This window comes from Pseudoalteromonas sp. SCSIO 43095, assembly GCF_023650455.1.
GTDB classification, from domain to species: domain Bacteria; phylum Pseudomonadota; class Gammaproteobacteria; order Enterobacterales; family Alteromonadaceae; genus Pseudoalteromonas; species Pseudoalteromonas tetraodonis.
This window is the reverse complement of record NZ_CP087995.1, coordinates 1,729,269-1,748,339: the sequence shown is the minus strand read 5'-3', so window position 1 is coordinate 1,748,339 and position 19,071 is coordinate 1,729,269. Positions and strand designations below refer to the sequence as shown.

General features: G+C 40.0%; 14 protein-coding genes and 8 tRNA genes. 21 read left to right on the top strand and 1 reads right to left on the bottom strand.

From position 1 onward, the window contains the following. The first annotated feature begins 7 nt into the window (after positions 1–7). The 15 genes from tolB to LOC50_RS08185 all read left to right on the top strand — a co-directional run bounded on the left by tolB (position 8) and on the right by LOC50_RS08185 (position 10,815). Positions 8–1,366, top strand: coding sequence for a Tol-Pal system beta propeller repeat protein TolB (gene tolB, locus LOC50_RS08255; protein WP_013464640.1), 1,359 nt, complete (start codon positions 8–10; stop codon positions 1,364–1,366). A gap of 35 nt (positions 1,367–1,401) precedes the next feature. Further along, entirely contained in the window at positions 1,402–1,941 is a 540-nt protein-coding gene (gene pal, locus LOC50_RS08250; RefSeq protein WP_036983049.1) for a peptidoglycan-associated lipoprotein Pal, read from the top strand. A 13-nt stretch (positions 1,942–1,954) separates the two neighbouring features. Then, positions 1,955–2,707, top strand: coding sequence for a tol-pal system protein YbgF (gene ybgF / locus LOC50_RS08245; RefSeq protein WP_036983047.1), 753 nt, complete (start codon positions 1,955–1,957; stop codon positions 2,705–2,707). Between the two features lie 171 nt (positions 2,708–2,878). Continuing rightward, positions 2,879–2,954 (top strand) — tRNA-Lys (locus LOC50_RS08240). A gap of 71 nt (positions 2,955–3,025) precedes the next feature. Then, positions 3,026–3,101 (top strand) — tRNA-Lys (locus LOC50_RS08235). Positions 3,102–3,166: 65 nt separating this feature from the next. After that, positions 3,167–3,242, top strand: a tRNA-Lys gene (locus tag LOC50_RS08230). 73 nt (positions 3,243–3,315) lie between these two features. Next, positions 3,316–3,391 (top strand) — tRNA-Lys (locus LOC50_RS08225). 72 nt (positions 3,392–3,463) lie between these two features. After that, positions 3,464–3,539, top strand: a tRNA-Lys gene (locus tag LOC50_RS08220). Positions 3,540–3,612: 73 nt separating this feature from the next. Next, positions 3,613–3,688 (top strand) — tRNA-Lys (locus LOC50_RS08215). 319 nt (positions 3,689–4,007) lie between these two features. Continuing rightward, positions 4,008–4,083, top strand: a tRNA-Lys gene (locus LOC50_RS08210). 150 nt (positions 4,084–4,233) lie between these two features. After that, a complete protein-coding gene (gene nadA / locus LOC50_RS08205; RefSeq protein WP_036983045.1) occupies positions 4,234–5,274 on the top strand; it encodes a quinolinate synthase NadA in 1,041 nt (346 codons plus the stop codon). A gap of 166 nt (positions 5,275–5,440) precedes the next feature. Continuing rightward, a tRNA-Ser gene (locus tag LOC50_RS08200) sits at positions 5,441–5,530 on the top strand. Between the two features lie 181 nt (positions 5,531–5,711). Next, positions 5,712–6,848 (top strand): CRISPR-associated ring nuclease Csm6, encoded by a 1,137-nt coding sequence (gene csm6 / locus LOC50_RS08195; protein ID WP_250653041.1) that lies wholly within the window; start codon positions 5,712–5,714, stop codon positions 6,846–6,848. A gap of 70 nt (positions 6,849–6,918) precedes the next feature. Next, entirely contained in the window at positions 6,919–10,362 is a 3,444-nt protein-coding gene (locus tag LOC50_RS08190) for a DEAD/DEAH box helicase family protein (RefSeq protein WP_250653040.1), read from the top strand. Further along, positions 10,363–10,815 carry a virulence RhuM family protein gene (locus LOC50_RS08185; RefSeq protein WP_250653039.1) on the top strand — a complete coding sequence of 151 codons (453 nt, stop codon included), beginning with the start codon at positions 10,363–10,365 and terminating at the stop codon, positions 10,813–10,815. Between the two features lie 253 nt (positions 10,816–11,068). On the opposite strand, the gene LOC50_RS08180 is transcribed toward LOC50_RS08185, so the two are convergent. Then, a complete protein-coding gene (locus LOC50_RS08180) occupies positions 11,069–11,290 on the bottom strand; it encodes a hypothetical protein (RefSeq protein ID WP_250653038.1) in 222 nt (73 codons plus the stop codon). 35 nt (positions 11,291–11,325) lie between these two features. Here LOC50_RS08180 and LOC50_RS08175 point away from each other — a divergent pair, with 35 nt between their 5' ends. From LOC50_RS08175 to LOC50_RS08150, 6 genes are all read left to right on the top strand, one after another. After that, a complete protein-coding gene (locus LOC50_RS08175) occupies positions 11,326–12,906 on the top strand; it encodes a type I restriction-modification system subunit M (RefSeq protein ID WP_250653037.1) in 1,581 nt (526 codons plus the stop codon). Then, positions 12,903–14,057, top strand: coding sequence for a restriction endonuclease subunit S (locus LOC50_RS08170; protein WP_250653036.1), 1,155 nt, complete (start codon positions 12,903–12,905; stop codon positions 14,055–14,057). Before LOC50_RS08175 ends, LOC50_RS08170 begins: the two co-directional genes overlap by 4 nt. 472 nt (positions 14,058–14,529) lie before the next feature. Continuing rightward, positions 14,530–15,222, top strand: coding sequence for an amino acid adenylation (locus LOC50_RS08165; RefSeq protein ID WP_250653035.1), 693 nt, complete (start codon positions 14,530–14,532; stop codon positions 15,220–15,222). A gap of 125 nt (positions 15,223–15,347) precedes the next feature. After that, positions 15,348–15,878 carry a HEPN domain-containing protein gene (locus LOC50_RS08160; protein ID WP_250653034.1) on the top strand — a complete coding sequence of 177 codons (531 nt, stop codon included), beginning with the start codon at positions 15,348–15,350 and terminating at the stop codon, positions 15,876–15,878. Between the two features lie 11 nt (positions 15,879–15,889). Then, positions 15,890–17,431 carry an AAA family ATPase gene (locus tag LOC50_RS08155; protein WP_250653033.1) on the top strand — a complete coding sequence of 514 codons (1,542 nt, stop codon included), beginning with the start codon at positions 15,890–15,892 and terminating at the stop codon, positions 17,429–17,431. Next, entirely contained in the window at positions 17,424–18,902 is a 1,479-nt protein-coding gene (locus LOC50_RS08150; RefSeq protein ID WP_250653032.1) for a VWA domain-containing protein, read from the top strand. Before LOC50_RS08155 ends, LOC50_RS08150 begins: the two co-directional genes overlap by 8 nt. Positions 18,903–19,071: the final 169 nt, after the last annotated feature.

Here is a 19,071-nt window from a genome sequence, read left to right as displayed (position 1 = left end):
GGATGACATGTTTAACAAAATTAAAATAGCCTGTTTAGTTTTAATATTAGGGTTTCAGGGTGTTGCACACGCGGCACTTGAAATTGTTATTACTGAAGGTATAGACGGTGCAAGACCGATTGCGATTGTGCCTTTTAAATATCAAGGTATTGGCCCTATTCCAGAGCAGCTTAGCGATGTTATTGCTGCTGATTTAATGCGCAGTGGCAAATTTAAGCCAGTTAGCGTTTCACAAATGCCTCAACAACCACATAAAGACGGCGATATTGATTACGGCGCTTGGGTTAATAAAGGCGTTGAAGCGGTTTTAGTGGGTGAAGTAGAACAGCAAACCAACGGACGTTACTTAGTACGTTATGAGCTTGTTGATGTTATTCGCGGCCAAATTACTGGCGGTGAAACACAAATGATGAGCAACGGTAAGCTTGTTCAAAGCCAAGACCATATTTTAGAAGCACGTCAAAGCGTAATTGGTGAAACTGGATTTCGTCGATACTCGCACCGCATTAGTGATGTTATTTATGAAAAGCTAACTGGCGAAAAAGGCGCGTTTTTAACAAAAATAGCCTATGTTATTGTACGTGATACCGAAGAAAAGCCTTATCAGTTAGTCGTTGCTGATTACGATGGTTTTAATGAACAAGTATTATTGCGTTCAAAAGAGCCATTAATGTCGCCGGTTTGGTCACCTGACGGTACTAAGTTAGCGTATGTAACCTTTGAAAATCGCCAGAGCCAAATTTACATTCAAGACATTTATACGGGTAAACGCGAATTGATCACCAGCTACAAGGGAATTAACGGCGCGCCGCAATTCTCGCCAGATGGTAAAAAGTTACTGCTCGTGCTGTCAAAAGATAAAACTGGTGCAACTGAGGTTTACTTATTAGACTTACTAACACGTAAAGAGACGCGATTAACACGCCATCGTAGTATAGATACCGAACCTTCGTGGTACCCAAATGGTGAAGATATAGTATTTACGTCGGAAAGGGGTGGTAATGCTCAGATTTATAAGTTAAATTTAAAAACTGGCAGAACGCAAAGATTAACCTTTGACGGTGACATGAACCTAGCGGGTTCTATTTCGCCAGACGGAAAAGAATTAGTGATGGTAAACCGTACTAACGGACAGTATCATCTTGCTAAGAAAGAGTTGGCTACAGGTGCGTTTCAAGTTTTAACACGAACTCGCCTTGACGAATCACCGAGCATAGCGCCAAATGGCTCGATGATTATATACAGCACGCTCCACAATAATAAACAGGTACTTGCGCTAGTATCGATGGACGGTCGTTTTAAAGCACGTTTACCTGTGCTTGATGGACAAGTAAAGGCACCTGCTTGGTCGCCATATTTACAGTAATAATTGCTGGTTTACTCAAAATAGGAATCTACTCAATGCAACTTAACAAAATACTTAAAGGCCTGCTAATTGCTGTGCCAGTAATGACACTAGCAGCTTGTAGCTCATCTTCAGATATCGACGAAAATGCAGCTAACCAGTCAAACCAAGCAACTGTTGAGCAAACAACAACGGATACAGTTGAAGTAGCCACAATGACGCCAGAGCAACAAGCAGAAGAGCAACTTCGTCAAAAGTACGAAGCGCTTCGTCAAGAGCAAATTATCTACTTTGACTTTGATAAAGCCACAGTTGAAAGCAAATATGCAGACTTACTTCGTGCACACGCTGAGTTTTTAGTTAAAAATCCTTCTGTTAAAGTATTAATTGAAGGCCACGCAGATGAGCGCGGTACGCCAGAGTACAACATTGCACTTGGTGAGCACCGTGGACAAGCAGTTGAAAAATACCTACAAAGCTTAGGTGTTTCTGCAAGCCAAATGTCAGTAGTTAGCTACGGCGAAGAAAAGCCAATGGTTAAATCTCGCACTGAGTCTGCTTTCGCTAAAAACCGCCGTGCGGTACTAGTTTACTAAGATAAGAGATATTATGAAGCCGAAAATTATTTTGGCAGCCATGATATTGAGCGGGAGCACCCAAGTTTTGGCTGCTCCCGCTCCTGTTTCAGAAGCTGCAAGTTCACAGTCAAGCATTGAAAAGCGTTTAGCAACACTTGAAAGTATGATGCAACAGCGTAATTTTTTACAAGTAGAGTTACAGCAACAGCTCAATTTACTGCAAGATGAAGTTAGTCAAATACGCGGAGTAACAGAAGAGCAAAGCTATAAGCTTGAAAAAGTACTCCAGCGTCAACGCGAGCTTTATCAAGAAATTGAGAACCGTGTTAGCCAAGCGTATGCAAAGCCGACCGCTCCAGCGCCTACAACAGACTACACACAGCCTAGTAACGAGCAGAGCTACAGCAGCGATTTATCTGAAAACGAAGCGTACGAACGTGCTGTTGCGCTTATAATGAAAGATAAACGCTACGACCAAGCTATTCCAGAATTTCAAGCGTTCTTAACAACGTATCCAAATTCAGTGTACACCTCAAACGCACATTATTGGCTGGGACAACTATTAACGATTAAAAATGACGGTGTAAAAGCAGCCGAGCACTTTAAAGTAGTTGTTAACGAATTTCCAAATTCAAATAAACGCCCAGATGCGATGTTAAAGCTTGGTACACTTTTACAAGAGCAAGGTTTGAAGGCAGAAGCACAAAAAATACTGAATGAGCTTATCAATCAGTACCCAAGTACAACTGCTGCTAAATTAGCCACAGAACGCTTATCAAAATAAATGTTGATGCTTGATTAGACTGCTTTTTGTCATAAGCGGTCTAAAATTGCTCAACTAGACATAAAAACTTAAAAAAAGAGACAATTTCGGTTGCACTCATTTTATAAATAAGTATTATAAGCGCCCGCAGCAAACGAATGGTAACCCCACTCGAAATGCGGCAAAAAGAGCGGGTCATTAGCTCAGTTGGTAGAGCAGTGGACTTTTAATCCATTGGTCGATGGTTCAAGTCCATCATGACCCACCATTCTTTTTTATATTTAGAATGGTCTAATCGGCGGATTTACGCGTACTTACTTTTTATAAGTAAACCAGAGCGGGTCATTAGCTCAGTTGGTAGAGCAGTGGACTTTTAATCCATTGGTCGATGGTTCAAGTCCATCATGACCCACCATTCTCTATTGAATGGTTATAATCGGCGGATTTACGCGCACTTACTTTTTATAAGTAAACCAGAGCGGGTCATTAGCTCAGTTGGTAGAGCAGTGGACTTTTAATCCATTGGTCGATGGTTCAAGTCCATCATGACCCACCATTCTTTATTTAGGTAAAGATTGGTTTAATCGGCGGGTTTACGCAGCGTGTTAATTCTACACAGAATTTAGAGCGGGTCATTAGCTCAGTTGGTAGAGCAGTGGACTTTTAATCCATTGGTCGATGGTTCAAGTCCATCATGACCCACCATTCTTTATCAAGATAAAGTTTGGTTTAATCGGCGGATTTACGCAGCTCACTTAAATAGTAAGCACACAGAGCGGGTCATTAGCTCAGTTGGTAGAGCAGTGGACTTTTAATCCATTGGTCGATGGTTCAAGTCCATCATGACCCACCATTCTTTATTTAGGTAAAGATTGGTTTAATCGGCGGATTTACGCAGCGTGTTAATTCTACACAGAATTTAGAGCGGGTCATTAGCTCAGTTGGTAGAGCAGTGGACTTTTAATCCATTGGTCGATGGTTCAAGTCCATCATGACCCACCATTCTTTATTTAAGTAAAGATTGGTTTAATCGGCGGATTTACGCAGCATGTTAATTCTACACAGAATTTAGAGCGGGTCATTAGCTCAGTTGGGTGAATAAAAACCGAAACGAAGTTTCGCAGTCTTATGAACGCGAGTCAGGACGACGAGCCGGTCCCAAGCTTCAGGATGAATTAATGGCAGTTAGACACAGAGCGGGTCATTAGCTCAGTTGGGTGAATAAAAACCGAAACGAAGTTTCGCAGTCTTATGAACGCGAGTCAGGACGACGAGCCGGTCCCAAGCTTCAGGATGAATTAATGGCAGTTAGACACAGAGCGGGTCATTAGCTCAGTTGGTAGAGCAGTGGACTTTTAATCCATTGGTCGATGGTTCAAGTCCATCATGACCCACCACTTCTAAAAAATCTCAACATTCCTCTTATTATATTTAAATTAGTTTGTTATTTTTATTTATAAACAGCATGCCCAGATAGCTGTTATTTACCTGCGTATTCTCGTATAATTTGCCGTAATTAATGCACTGTAGATGAAGTGGTCGAGAACATGAGTCTAGCTCAAACTATTATGCCTGAAGGTTATATCTTTCCTCCTAAGCCAGCGCCGTTAACTAAAGACGAGCAAGGCGAATATAAAGCACGTATTAAGCAACTACTGCAAGATAAAAATGCAGTGCTTGTAGCCCATTACTACACAGATCCTGAAATTCAGGCACTTGCCGAAGAAACAGGGGGCTGTGTAGCCGATTCACTAGAAATGGCACGTTTTGGTGCTCGCCACGATGCCGACATGATCATCGTCGCAGGCGTACGTTTTATGGGTGAAACCGCTAAAATTTTAACGCCTAATAAAACTGTGGTCATGCCAACGCTAGAAGCAACCTGTTCGTTAGATATTGGTTGCCCTGTGGATGAGTTTTCAGCATTTTGTGATCAACACCCAGATCGCAAAGTGGTGGTATACGCTAACACCTCTACCGCGGTTAAAGCGCGTGCTGATTGGATAGTTACCTCATCGTGTGCACTTGAAATAGTAGAGCACTTAGATGAGCAAGGCGAAAAAATTATTTGGGGCCCAGATAAGCATTTAGGTAGCTACATTCAAAAAAATACCGGCGCCGATATGATCATGTGGAACGGCGCATGTATCGTACACGATGAATTTAAAACCAAAGCGCTTAAAGATATGAAAGCCCTACACCCAGACGCAGGTGTATTGGTTCACCCAGAGTCACCTGCCGAAATAGTAGCACTGGCAGATGCGGTGGGTTCAACAAGCCAGCTAATTAAAGCTGCGCAAACTATGCCTAATAAAAAGTTTATTGTAGCCACCGATCGCGGTATTTTTTATAAAATGCAGCAACTATGCCCAGAGAAAGAGTTTTTTGAAGCGCCAACGGCTGGTAGCGGCGCTACGTGTAAAACTTGCGCTCACTGCCCTTGGATGGCAATGAACGGCTTACAAGCGATTGAGGAAGCACTGATTGATGCCAGCGGTAAAGAAGTATTTGTAGATATGGACTTACGCGAAGGCGCGCTCAAGTCACTTAATCGCATGTTAGACTTTACAGCCAACATGGCAAAGTAAACATCACTTCGTATAAAAACGGCTAATCCTACTGGGTTAGCCGTTTTTTTATGCCTAAAGTAAATTGCTGATTGATTATTAGGCACTTAGCAGCACAAATTTAAAAATGCCTTGCACCTATGTAACCTATTTCATACTATAACGCGCTGTTGCAATGCAACACCGTGGAGGAATGGCTGAGTGGCTGAAGGCGCACGCCTGGAAAGTGTGTTTAGGTTAATCCCTAACGAGGGTTCGAATCCCTCTTCCTCCACCATTATTCAATATTAGGACGCTTTTTAGCGTCCTTTTTTTGTGCCCTAAATTAAACTTTTTTTTGCAAGTATTCGGGCGTTTTATCACTTCACTTTATTTCACTTAATCCACTGAGCTCAAACAAGTTTCATTAACTATGTAATTTATGTATTATGCAGATCCCTCATACAAAAGGATCGTTGATGAAGTATGTACTACTAATAGTTACCGGTGCCAGCCCACAAGTATTAACCGAAACGCTTTTTGCGCTTTATCAGCAGGGTAAACCCATGCCTAAAGAAGTATTTGTTATAACTACAAAAAGCACCAAGGCCATGCTCACCGATGGACTATTTGAGCAGGGCCATTTAGCTAAACTAATAGCAGATTATAAACTTCCTAATATTGAACTCCCCGATGAAAACATATGGCTAATAGAAGATGATAAAGGCCAAGCTATTAATGATGCTAAATCTGAAATAGAACAAACCTACATGGCCGACTTTATTACGCGTAAAGTGTTTGAACTTACCAATAAAAACGATATTAGTATTCATGCATCTATAGCGGGTGGACGTAAAACAATGGCGTTTTATTTAGGCTATGCCATGTCTTTATTGGGGCGCGAGCAAGACTCTCTCAGTCATGTATTCGTTAATGATGAATTTGAATTTGTAAAAGACTTTTACTATCCAACACCATACAGCCAAGTTATTAAAGGTAAAAATGGTAAACAGGTTGATTGTATTAATGCAAAGGTAACCCTTGCCGAGATCCCATTTGTACGAATGCGCCAATCTATCGACGAAACCCTCATTGCCAATATGCAAAGTGCATCGTTTAGCCAAACAGTCGCAAGCTTAAACTCAGCCCATAAAAAAGATTTAACCCTAGAGGTAAACGCAAAAGCAAAAACACTCACCTTTGCAGGTATCGAAATTAAACTTACCGCAAAAGAAACCGCCTTTTATTTATGGTTAAATCAATACAGCCAAAGTGAGAATAAACAGTTAGTGGTAAGTCGTGATTTTGAAAAGTCTTTGCGTTACAGCAAAGAATACCTCATGCTTTTACAGCAAAATAGCAGTGATTTACGTATATTCCGTGATACGTTTGGCATAGAGCCCGAAGATTTTAGAGACGGTCTACACAGTAATTTAAAGGTAATGGAAAAAACCTTTGTGCAGCAAACGCGTAGTCGCATAAATAATAAAATAAATAAGGTGTTACCCAACGAGCTTGCTAAAAAAATAGCGATTGACTCCAATAACCAAAGCTTTGAAACAAGCTACTGGATAAGTGCAGTAACACATAATATAAAAATAAATATAACGGCTTAATATTCGCAAGCTTGCAAACGCATAAAAATAATAACGCATGGTAAATTAGTTGATAAGGAAGTAATCAGGAATGAAGCAATCAATGAACTTTGAACACATTCAATCTAAGTGGCCAGAGCTACACCAATTAGCCGCTTTTGCAGAAGAGTATGCTATTAGCGATCCGCAAAGCGCATTGGTGAAATTACGTTGCTTTGCTGAAAAAGTAGTAGGCTACCTATACAAAGAACTTAGTTTACCTGTTTTACCCACTTCTAATATTTTTGATAAACTTACCGCCGACGACTTTACCAGTGCCGTGCCGCGTTTAATTACCGATAAGCTCCACGCCATACGTAAAAGCGGTAACCAAGCGGCTCACGAAGGCAAAGTAGATCAACAACAAGCTATTTGGATATTAAAAGAAAGCTACTTTGTAGCCTCTTATTTGTTTATGGCTTATGCCAATGGCACGCAACAAGAATGCCCAGAGTTTAAAGCACCTGAGCAAACACAGCCAACTAATCAAAGTGATGCTCAGTTTGCTAAAAAGAACAAACAACTCACTCAGCAGCTAGCCGAAAACCAAGCCCGTTTAAAACACGCACTTGACGAACTAGAAGCCGCAGAACTTGCACAAAAACAAGCGCAGCAGCAAGCTGCAAAACTAAAACAAACGATTGATGCAGAAAAGCTTACTCAGGTTAAAACCCGAAATGAGCAAATTGTTAACTCAAGCTTTAACTTTAACGAACACGAAACCCGTAAACGCATTATCGACTTAGATTTACGCAATGCAGGTTGGAACGTAGCACTTGGCGACGAATCAACAGAAGACGTAGGCAAAGAAGTAAAAGTAACCGACCAACCTACAACAACAGGCGTAGGCTATGTTGACTACGTGTTATGGGATGACGACGGCAAACCACTTGCCGTAATAGAGGCAAAACGCACCCGCGAAAATATCGAAAAAGGCCGCCAGCAAGCAACGCTTTATGCCAACGCGCTCGAAAAACAATATGGGCAACGCCCCGTTATTTTTTATTCTAACGGCTGGGATATAAAAATACTCGACGACGCGCAAGGCTATAATAGCCGCGGTTTATACGGTTACTACTCAAAAGACTCCCTGCAGTATTTAATAAAACAGCGCACACTTAAAAAAGATTTAAATAAAACGCCGATAGATACCGCAGTAGCTGGGCGTTTGTATCAAATGGAAACCATAACCCGTGTGTGTGAGCGCTTTAGCGATAAACACCGCAAGGCGCTTATTGTGCAAGCCACCGGCACGGGTAAAACACGCGTATCTATTGCCCTTGCAAAGCGCCTGCTCGATGCCGGTTGGGCAAAGCGGGTACTGTTTTTATGTGACCGAAAAGAGCTGCGTAAACAAGCGGGTAACGCCTTTAGCGAACACACCAAAGAGCCAGTGCATATTGTAGGCAAAAGCGCTAAAAACACCGCAGCCAGTGCCCGTGTATTTATAGCAACCTACCCAGGCATGCTACGCATAATGAACACGTACGACGTAGGCCATTTTGACCTAATAGTAGCCGATGAATCGCACCGTTCAATTTACAATATTTATGGCGATATTTTTAAATACTTTGACGCACTCGAAGTAGGCTTAACCGCCACACCGGTAGAAATGGTATCGCGCTCAACCTGTGATTTATTTGGCTGCGACTACAAAATGCCCACAGCCAATTACCCACTCGAAGACGCCATAGAACAAGGCAACTTAGTGCCTTACAAAATTGTAAGTTACACCACGCAGTTTTTACGCGAAGGCATTAAAAAAGATAACCTCACCGATGAGCAAATAGCCCAATTAGAAGAGCAAGGGATTGATCCGAACGAGCTCGACTTTGACGCCAAACAAATAGACGAAGCTATTAAAAATAAAGACACCAACAGGCTAATACTACGTAATTTAATGGAAAAAGGCCTGCGCGATAAAGACGGCCAGCTGCCAGGTAAAACAATTATATTTGCCCGTAACATAGCCCACGCTGAATTATTAGCGCAGCTATTTAGCGAGCTTTACCCACAACATGGTGCTAATTTTTGCCGCGTTATTCACTCAAAGTACGAACGCGCCGAAGAGCTAATAGACGACTTTAAATCAAGCGACGAAACCAGTATGCGTATTGCGGTGTCGGTCGATATGCTCGACACCGGTATAGACGTACCTGAATGTGTAAACCTGGTTTTTGCAAAACCCATAAAATCAAAAGTAAAGTTTTGGCAAATGATTGGCCGTGGTACACGCTTATGCGAAAACCTTTATGGCCCTGGCAAGCACAAAACTCACTTTTTAATATTCGACCACTGGGCAAACTTTGAATACTTTGATGAAAACCCAGAAGAAGAAGACGTAAAACAAGCCAAATCGTTACTGCAAAAGCTATTTGAAGCGCGGGTAACCCTTGCACAAACCGCCCTTAAAAAAGCCAATATGGATGTATTTGACCAAACAATAAAATTAATTCACGACGATATTTGCTTACTGCCAATGGAGTCGATATCGGTACGCGACAATTGGCAAGTGGTCGAAACCTATAAAGACCTTAAACGTCTTAATCAATTTGCACCGCAAACAGTAAGCGACTTGCTCGAAAAAGTTGCGCCGCTTATGCAATGGCGTAACATAATGGGGCAAAGTGAAGCCTATAAATTTGATTCTGAGCTTACCACTATTCAAACCCTATTACTTACCGACGCCAGCCAAATCGATTTAGCTAAACAAAGCATAATGAACAAGGTTGAATCGCTACAAATGCACTTAAACGAAGTGCGTAGCAAAGCACCAGCTATAGCTGACATACAAACCGAGCAATATTGGCAATATTTAACCCATGCAGCGCTTGAGCAAAGCCGTATTAATTTGCGCAGTATTATTCACCTACGTAATAAAAGCGTGAAGCCGCCAACAAGTGATTTTGTGCTCGACATAAAAGAAGACACAAACCAAATTAAAGAGGCTGATAGGCTTACAAAAATAGTCTCTATAGATTATCAAATATATCGTCAAGAGGTTGAAAAAACGCTCACCCCGTTATTTGAAACCGACAGCGTACTTAAAAAAATTCGCAACGGCGAACCAGTAACCGAAGCCGACTTAGCGCAATTAAGCTCGTTAGTACATACGCAAAACCCAAGTGTTGATTTAAATACATTAAAAGAGTTTTTTCCCGAATCAACCGCTAGCTTAGACAAAATATTGCGTACCATAGTCGGCATGGATAAAAACGCCATAGAGCAGAGCTTTACAACCTTTGTGCAGCAAATACACACCCATGTAAATGCCAAGCAACAGCGCTTTATTGGTATGTTAAAAAACCACCTAATTCGCCACGGCGCTATCGAAATAGCCCAGCTTTACGATGCGCCTTTTACACAAATACACGACATGGGACTCGATGGCGTATTTAGCCAGCAACAAGCCGACGTAATAGAGCAATTTATTAAGCAGTTTGATGTACAATTGGGTGATAAAAACCAAACGGTAGATAAAGAAGTGATAGTGTAAATGGCTAATCAAGTAGAAGTGTTTCAAAATGAAGATGGTAGCCTACAGTTAGCAGTGCAAGTGCAGCAAGAAAGTATCTGGTTATCGCAATCTCAGCTTGCTGAGCTGTTTAAAACATCAACCGACAACATTAGTTTACACCTAAAAAACATATATCAATCAGGTGAACTTGATGAAAACGCAACTATCGAGGATTACTCGGTAGTTCGCCAAGAGGGTAAACGCCAAGTAAAACGTAAATTAAAACACTACAACCTTGATGCAATAATATCTGTGGACTACCGCGTTAACTCAACTCAAGCAACACGCTTTCGCCAGTGGGCAACTAAAACGTTAAAGCAGCATTTATTAAAAGGTTACACCTTAAATCAAGAGCGATTAGCACAAAACGCAACAGAGCTAGATAATGCATTGCAACTCGTTAAACGTATTGCTATTGCCACAAAACAGTGAGTTTGGTGCAGGGCTAGTAGATATAATTGCCAGTTACACGCAAACCTTTTTATGGCTACAACAGTATGATGAAGGACTGCTTAATTCACCAAAAGGTGAGTTAGGCGGTACACTTACGCCACTTAATGATGCAAAAGCCGCAATTACTCAGCTTAAGCAAAACCTTATAAACAAAGGCGAAGCTACCAAGCTATTTGCACAAGAGCGTAACAGCGGCCTAGGTGCAATTAATCGAAAATTTATTAAGCCAAAATTAAATAGCACAAAACGTAGGTCGGATAAGCAAAGCGCCATCCGACGGTGTTGGATAAGGCAAAGCGCCATCCGACGGTGTTGGATAAGGCAAAGCGCCATCCGACGGTGTTGGATAAGGCAAAGCGCCATCCGACGGTGTTGGATAAGCAAAGCGCCATCCGACGATGTTGGATAAGCCAAAGCGCCATCCAACAATGCCATATAAAAAATTAATTAACACAATGAGCGCAATAAACCGCTCACACTAGGAAAACTATGATAACCGGACCTTTAAAAAGTAAAATCGACAAACTATGGGAAGAATTTTGGACAGGCGGCATAACTAACCCGCTGACCGTAGTAGAGCAAATTACTTTTTTAATGTACGCCCGTATGCTCGACATGAACGAGCAAGCCGACGAAAAACGCAGCGCCCGTACTAAGCAGCCATTTAATCGCCGCTTTAGCGACAGTGAACAACACATTCGTTGGCAAAACCTGCGCCATTTAGGAGCCGAAGAGTTATACAAACTGGTTAAAGATGAGCTGTTTCCGTACTTTTCAAAAACCTCAGACGACGTATCGCCAGAAGGCGCGATATTTAACGAGTTTATGAAAGACGCGCAATTGATGATCCAAAAGCAAAGCTTATTGGTAAAAGCGGTTGAAATGGTCAACGACCTACCGCTTGAAAACTCAGACACCAAAGGCGATTTGTACGAATACTTGCTTAGCAAACTCACCACCGCAGGCATAAACGGCCAATTTAGAACCCCGCGCCACATTATACGCGCTATGGTCGAAATGATGGACCCAGATGTTACCAGTCAAATTTGCGACCCATCAACCGGCACCGGTGGCTTTTTATCAGTAAGTTACGAATACCTTTTACAAAAATACACATCAGCCGAGGGCATCGACCGTGAACCCGTGCTTGACGTAAATGGTAATATACAGCTTGATGACAGCGGTAAACCGCTCGAAAACCTGCTTTACTCAGGCGATTTAATAACCCCAGAGCAGCGCAGCCACATAGATGCTCACATGTTCAACGGCTTTGACTTTGACGCAACCATGTTACGCGTAGCCGCCATGAACTTAGTAATGCACGGCATTAAACAACCGGGCATACATTATCAAGATACCCTAAGCCAAAACTTTAAAGAGCATTACCCGCAAAAGGCCAAAGAAGGCTTTGACATAATACTCGCCAACCCGCCATTCAAAGGCTCATTGGATGAAGAGGACGTTTGCCCAGAAATTTTACGTAAAGTAAAAACTAAAAAGACTGAGCTGCTGTTTGTAGCGTTGATTGAGCGCATGTTACGTATTGGAGGTCGCTCTGCGACTATCGTGCCAGACGGTGTATTGTTTGGCTCATCAAAAGCGCATCAACAATTGCGTAAATTACTGGTTGATAATAACCAGCTTGAAGCAGTTATATCCTTGCCTAGCGGGGTATTTAAACCCTATGCAGGTGTATCAACCGCGATTTTAATTTTCACCAAAGGCGGTAGTACCGACCATGTGTGGTTTTATGACGTACAAGCCGATGGCTTTTCGCTAGACGATAAACGCACACCAATCAAAGGTAACGACCTACCAGATTTAGTCGCGCAGTTTAAAGCCCGTGATAAAGCAGTGGCCGCAAGTGCTGCAAACGACAAAACCCAAAAAGCATTTTGGGTAAGCAAAGCCGATATCGTAGCCAATAAATACGACTTGTCGATAAACCGCTACAAAGAAGTGGTTTATGAAGAAGAGCACTACGATCCACCAAAAGAAATCTTAGGCAAGTTAGTTTCATTGGAAAATGAGATATTGGCTGATTTAAAAGAGCTGGAGGCAATGCTGTGAGTTGGCCTGTTGTAGAACTGGGTTCTGTTGTATCGTTTATTGGCGGATCGCAACCACCTAAATCGACTTTTAAATATGAATTGGAAGATGGATATGTTCGATTGTTACAGATTAGAGATTATAAATCGGACGACAATTTAACTTATATTCCAGAGAATTCGACTAAGAAGTTTTGCTCCAAAGATGATGTAATGATTGGGCGTTATGGCCCTCCTGTCTTCCAGATATTAAGGGGATTAGAGGGCGCATATAATGTGGCACTCATGAAAGCGCAGCCAAGTGAAAAAGTAGATCGAGACTACTTATTTTATTTTTTAAAACAAGAAAAGCTGTTTCGCTTAATCGATGGGTTGTCGCAGAGGACAGCAGGTCAAAGTGGTGTTGATATGGATGCATTGAAAGCTTATCCAATGCTTTTACCACCACTTGAAGAACAAAAACGCATCGCCGCGATTTTAGCTAAAGCCGACAGCGTGCGCCGAAAACGCCAACAAGCCATCGACCTCGCCGACGACTTCCTCCGTAGCGTCTTCCTAGATATGTTCGGCGATCCGGTGACTAACCCTAAAGGGTGGAAACAAGGGAGTTTTAGCGATATTAGCGTCATAAACCCAAAAGCCGAAAAATATGATGATGAACTTCCAGTTTCATTTGTCCCAATGCCAAGTGTTTCCGAAGATTCGCATGTTTTGGATTCTTCAGATATTCGAGTTTATTCAGATGTTAAAAAAGGTTTTACAGCTTTTAAAGAAGGTGATGTGCTTTTCGCTAAGATTACTCCGTGTATGGAAAACGGAAAAGCTGCGATTGCAACAGGACTGAAAAACGGAATAGGGTTTGGCTCAACGGAGTTCCATGTATTTAGACCTGATAACAACAACTACGCCCCATTCATATATAGCTTGATACATTTGCCTCTTTTTAGAAAAGTTGCTGCTAGCAACTTTTCCGGTGCTGTTGGTCACAAACGAGTACCAAAAGACTTTTTAAGCGATTTTAAACTTATACTTCCACCGATTGAGTTGGTAATAAAATTTAAAAATGTTTTTGAAGCAGTAAATGAAAGCAAAACTAAATTTTCAGCAAATACAACTGGAAGTAATGAGTTGTTTCACTCACTAAGCCAAAAAGCTTTCGCTGGTGAATTATAACGTAATTTATAAAAATAAGAACAAGGAAGTTAAATAACCGAACGTGAATTAAATAAAAACATAACCGACGTTCAGCTTTTAAAACAAGCTGTTTACCTTGTACGTAAGGATAAATAAAAAATGCAGGCACAAATAAACGGCCGTACGTCGGGTTATTTGTTAATGTTGGGTGGTGTGGCTTCGCCACTTAAACAACCTACGTTTTTAACTCAATTATGTAGGTTGGATAAGTCGCAGGCGTCATCCGTCGTTTTGGGTTCATACCATTCGTGATAAGCATGATTATTGGCAGCCAGTGAATTATGCCCACTTTAATTCCCTTAAGCATGGGTTAGTTGGAGGAGTGATTGGCTTTATTCAAGTTTTCAAAAGTCGGTTGGATCAGGTCTATTTTCGCTATTGGTGTGGGGAATAGTTAGTTGAAATATCACTGTAATTAATCAATCTCAAAAATAAAAGAGTTAAAAAATAAATGTTATTTTGTCTAAACGCCTCAAACGCACTTAACAAATACCTAAAAGCTGATTTACCTCGCCTGCCACATGAACCAGGAAAACAAGCGGGGGTAAATACCCGCATAAGCGATAAAAATTGCTTTAACTGGCAATTACAGATTATTGATAACAGCTATAAATCTCGTGAAAAAACAATCATTGTTTGTGAGGCGAATAGCCGTTTTACGTTTTTTATACCGGTTAGTTTAAAGCTATCGCAAGAAGAGTTAACGCAGTGCCTACAATATGAGTGGCAATTAATGATGGCAGAAACGCTTGAGGTGTATCAGCTAATACCACGCAGCGATATAGCGGTGCTGTTGAGTGAACTATCTAAAACAGAGTTTACTCCACACTGGGTTAAAAATACCGATTTGAGTATAAGTGGGCATATTAGCGACGCTGCACTTTGGGTTACTCAAACACTACAAGAAGAGGGACTTTATGATTTACCTAAAGAGCTTGCCATTGAGTTAGCTATTCACTTAAACACCCAACCTAAACGTATTACTAATAAAACAACTGGCCGCAAAGAAAAGTTTATACCCATAGAGCGTTTATTAACTTATTGCCAATCGCTTGTCACTGATCAACAACATGATGATGGTCCATCAAACGAAATAACAGATACCAGTAATATCATTAATTTTAGTGATTATAAAAAAGATTAAAGCCAGCTAGATTAAATTTTCACAAGCTTGTGAAACTATATTTTTATAAAACTTTGTATAGCATTACAAAAAATAAAGCAGTACTAACAAACACCTAATTGTTAGTTAAATATTTAAGGAAGAAAATGACCCTCTCATTACAAAATTTTAATAGAGCCCTATCTGAAGCAGAACAACTCTTAGCATGCTTTGAAACGTTAAATAACCATCCAGAATTATGCTCGTATGATGTTTTAAAAAAAGCGAGCTTAATAATGACGCTAACAGCATGGGAAACCTATGTTGAAGATGTGGTAACTGAAATTTTTGAGGCTAAGTTTAGCTTAATTAAAGGCTCTCAATTTGGTCACTTTGCAGAAAAGCAATTAAACGAACGCTTAAAGTTTTTTCATAACCCGAATTCAAATAAAACCAAAAAGCTATTTGAAGAGTTTTTTGGTGTAGATGTTACTGAGCAGTGGATATGGCCAAACGTGTTGCCAAAAGATGCCAGAGAACAGCTAAACAAGTGGATTTCTAAACGGGGCGAGGCCGTACACCGTGCGCAGTTTGATACTACTCAACCACAAATAATTAAAAAAGATGAGCTTGAAAAGTGTTTGCGCTTTTTTAAAGCACTTGCACAAGCAACAGACAAAGCATTAGAAGTAATTTAAAGGAATAACCAATGAGTTTACAAACAAGAATAAAAAAATTAATTGATCAAATTTCGGTAGGTATGCATGAGCGTGAGGAGATAATCCCTATTGCATTACTTGGTGCACTCACTGGGCAAAATACATTTTTATATGGGCCACCAGGCACAGCTAAAAGTTTGATATCGCGACGTATTGCTAAAGCATTTGATAAACCGCCTTATTTTGAATATTTAATGAACCGTTTTAGTACACCAGAAGAGGTATTTGGGCCGGTATCGATTAAAGCGTTAAAAGAAGATCAATATACACGTAAAACTGAAAATTATTTACCTAAAGCAGAGTTTGCATTTTTAGATGAAATTTGGAAGTCGAGCCCTGCAATATTAAATAGTTTATTAACACTCATAAATGAGGGTATTTACAAAAACGGGCAAGAGCTTGAAAAAGCGCCCTTAAAGGCCTTAATTGCGGCATCAAACGAAACGCCGGAAGAAAACCAAGGGTTAGATGCTCTGTATGATCGCTTTATTATTAGGTTAATGGTTGGCCCAATTGAAATAAAAGAAAACTTTGAAAGCTTAATTAGTAGTAAGCCAACTCATGCTGAAGTGAGAATTACTGATGATGTAGTCATTAAGAATAACGAATGGGCTAGTTGGCTTAAAAAGATTGATACGGTTGAACTTTCACAAGATACGTTAACAATTATTCATTTAATAAGAAAAGAGCTGTCGGAACAATTTGAAGAGCTTGGTGTTTATGTATCAGACAGACGTTGGCAAAAAGCAGCTCAATTGCTAAAAGCCTCGGCATTTTTTAATAACCGCAAACAAACTAACCACAGTGATGCTTTATTATTACGCTATTGCCTTTGGACCACCGAGAATAATCGCGAAGATGTTGAGAGCATAGTAAATAATGCCATAGAAAAATCTGGTTTTTCACCAGAGCTAAGCTTAGCTGAGCTTGATAGAAAGAAAGATGCACTTGATAAAGAAATTACTCATGAAATTTTTCATGAAAAAGATGTTTACGATACTGTGAATATTGATGGAAAAGAGTTTTTTAAAGCAGTTATGAATTTCGAGTTTGGCGACCATTGGGGCAGAGAAAGGGCACAAAAAACACTCTATATCCCAAAAAATAATATGAATAGTGAAGAAACTTTTATTCCAGTAAATACTCAAGCGGTTGAACTGGATGGTTATGAGGGATGTTTTAATAAACAAGGAAGCTGTTCAATTAAAGTCACAAGAATAAATCGAACTCGATGGAGCGCGGAAGGTGTTTTTACTCCAAAAATTTTATACAAAAAAGGGCAAAAGAAACAAAACGTAAATAACCGCCTAATTAATGCTTTAAAAGCTGAAGTTAACAAGCTTACACAGAGCTTGAGGACAACTTTAGAATTATGTGAGGCTAAGCAAGCAGAGTATGTGTCTAGCTTGTACTCACCGTTTGTATCTGAACAATCATGTAATATAGCGCTAAAAGGCATTAATCAGCAAATAAGTGATTTGAAGTTAAGAATTAAAGATTGTGACCGTTTAAAAGGGTTATGTAGTGCGTAAAGTTGATGAGTATACAACCACTATGCTGTCTGAAATACATAACGATTACCAGCATGTATTTGAGCAAGCGCCCAACTTAACATTACAAGTAGAAGAGCGCTTAAAAAATTGGGCCGATAAAACGTACCGGCATTGCTTATTAGAGTACCCTTATTACGATGATCAAAATGAATTGGATGCGTTTACTGGTTTAGACTTTGATAGCATAACCACAAAAAAATATGAGCTTGCGTTAAAAAAATACAAAGCTTTGTGTTTAAAAAGTAACGTTAATTACAACAAAGACTTTTGGGATACAGATTTAGTTCACCTCAAAAATGAGGCTGTTGCGTCAAAAAGTAAGAACGTTAAAGCTGCTAGTGATTTAGCCACTTCTGCTAATTTATTGGCAAAGGAGTGGCAAAAATTACTACGCTCACTATATGAGCAATGGGAGCTAGAGCAAATAATTTTATTGAGAGAAAAGTTTTTAAAAAGCTTAGCTAAAAAACTAAAGCTTATTGACGAAATGCTTACTTTATTATGTACGCTAGGTCTTGAGCCAGGCATTTTACTAGATCTTTCGAGTGGTTCTTTAAAGCTAAATAATTTAGCTAAAGTTAAAAGCTTAATGGAACGAATTCATAGTGATGAAGGAATTAAAAAGCTATTAGACTTATTAGGTCGTATTAACCAAGTTAAAAAAAGTGAAAGAATAGAAACAGTTACTCATTCTTATATACAAAAATCTCCCATAATTGATATTAACTCTAAAGAAGAAATAGTAGGTATTAAATTATCTAAAGATATTGAGCATGCACTACCTTCTGAATTAGCGCTATTAAGTGACGAGGATACATCAATATTATTTGATCTTAAGTATGTTGAATCTTCTTTGATGTGCTTTGAAATGTCGGGGCAGCAATTTGTTGATGAGGAATTTGAAATAGAGGAGGAGTTGACAGTTGATGAAGATGAACAAAAAGGTCCTGTAATTATTTGTATTGATACCAGTGGTTCAATGCGAGGAACACCTGAAACTGTTGCAAAAGCCGTTGCCCTAGTTATGTCACTAAAAGCGCAAGCTAAAAATAGAGATTGCTATATTATCAACTTTTCTACTTCGATTAATACCTTGGATCTATCCAAAGGATTTAGTTTAGAAAAGTTGACAGACTTTTTATCAATGTCGTTTTATGGTGGAACTGATGTAGGTCCAGCTATTAGCCATGCAGTTAATTTAATGACAGAAAATACATACAACAAAGCTGATTTACTTATCGTTTCTGATTTTATAATGGATGGGCTACCAACTTCGCAAATAGATGCTATATCTGCTTTAAAGCTTAACGGAAATAAGTTCTTTTCTTTGGTAGTGGGTGATTGTTACTTAAGTAAACGCCTCGGAGAAGTATTTGATCAGGAATGGATATATAATCCAAAAAATGCAAGTATTACTGAATTGGTCGCTATTGATAGCTGGCTTGATTAATAAAGAGTATTAAATCTTCACCATTATTCTATATTAGGACGCTTTTAAGCGTCCTTTTTTTGTGCCTGTAATAAAGTTTAGCCTGTTAGCCTATCGCTTGCGCGACTCGATTATTTTTATGCCGATGTTTTAACGTATACATGCTCGGCTAAGGTTAAACAGGTTGGGT

Bases quoted from the DNA above. Each gene is read 5' to 3' on its own strand.
- tolB (WP_013464640.1), top strand. From the start codon at position 8: ATGTTTAACAAAATTAAAATAGCCTGTTTAGTTTTAATATTAGGGTTT.
- pal (WP_036983049.1), top strand. From the start codon at position 1,402: ATGCAACTTAACAAAATACTTAAAGGCCTGCTAATTGCTGTGCCAGTA.
- ybgF (WP_036983047.1), top strand. From the start codon at position 1,955: ATGAAGCCGAAAATTATTTTGGCAGCCATGATATTGAGCGGGAGCACC.
- nadA (WP_036983045.1), top strand. From the start codon at position 4,234: ATGAGTCTAGCTCAAACTATTATGCCTGAAGGTTATATCTTTCCTCCT.
- csm6 (WP_250653041.1), top strand. From the start codon at position 5,712: ATGAAGTATGTACTACTAATAGTTACCGGTGCCAGCCCACAAGTATTA.
- LOC50_RS08190 (WP_250653040.1), top strand. From the start codon at position 6,919: ATGAAGCAATCAATGAACTTTGAACACATTCAATCTAAGTGGCCAGAG.
- LOC50_RS08185 (WP_250653039.1), top strand. From the start codon at position 10,363: ATGGCTAATCAAGTAGAAGTGTTTCAAAATGAAGATGGTAGCCTACAG.
- LOC50_RS08175 (WP_250653037.1), top strand. From the start codon at position 11,326: ATGATAACCGGACCTTTAAAAAGTAAAATCGACAAACTATGGGAAGAA.
- LOC50_RS08165 (WP_250653035.1), top strand. From the start codon at position 14,530: ATGTTATTTTGTCTAAACGCCTCAAACGCACTTAACAAATACCTAAAA.
- LOC50_RS08160 (WP_250653034.1), top strand. From the start codon at position 15,348: ATGACCCTCTCATTACAAAATTTTAATAGAGCCCTATCTGAAGCAGAA.
- LOC50_RS08155 (WP_250653033.1), top strand. From the start codon at position 15,890: ATGAGTTTACAAACAAGAATAAAAAAATTAATTGATCAAATTTCGGTA.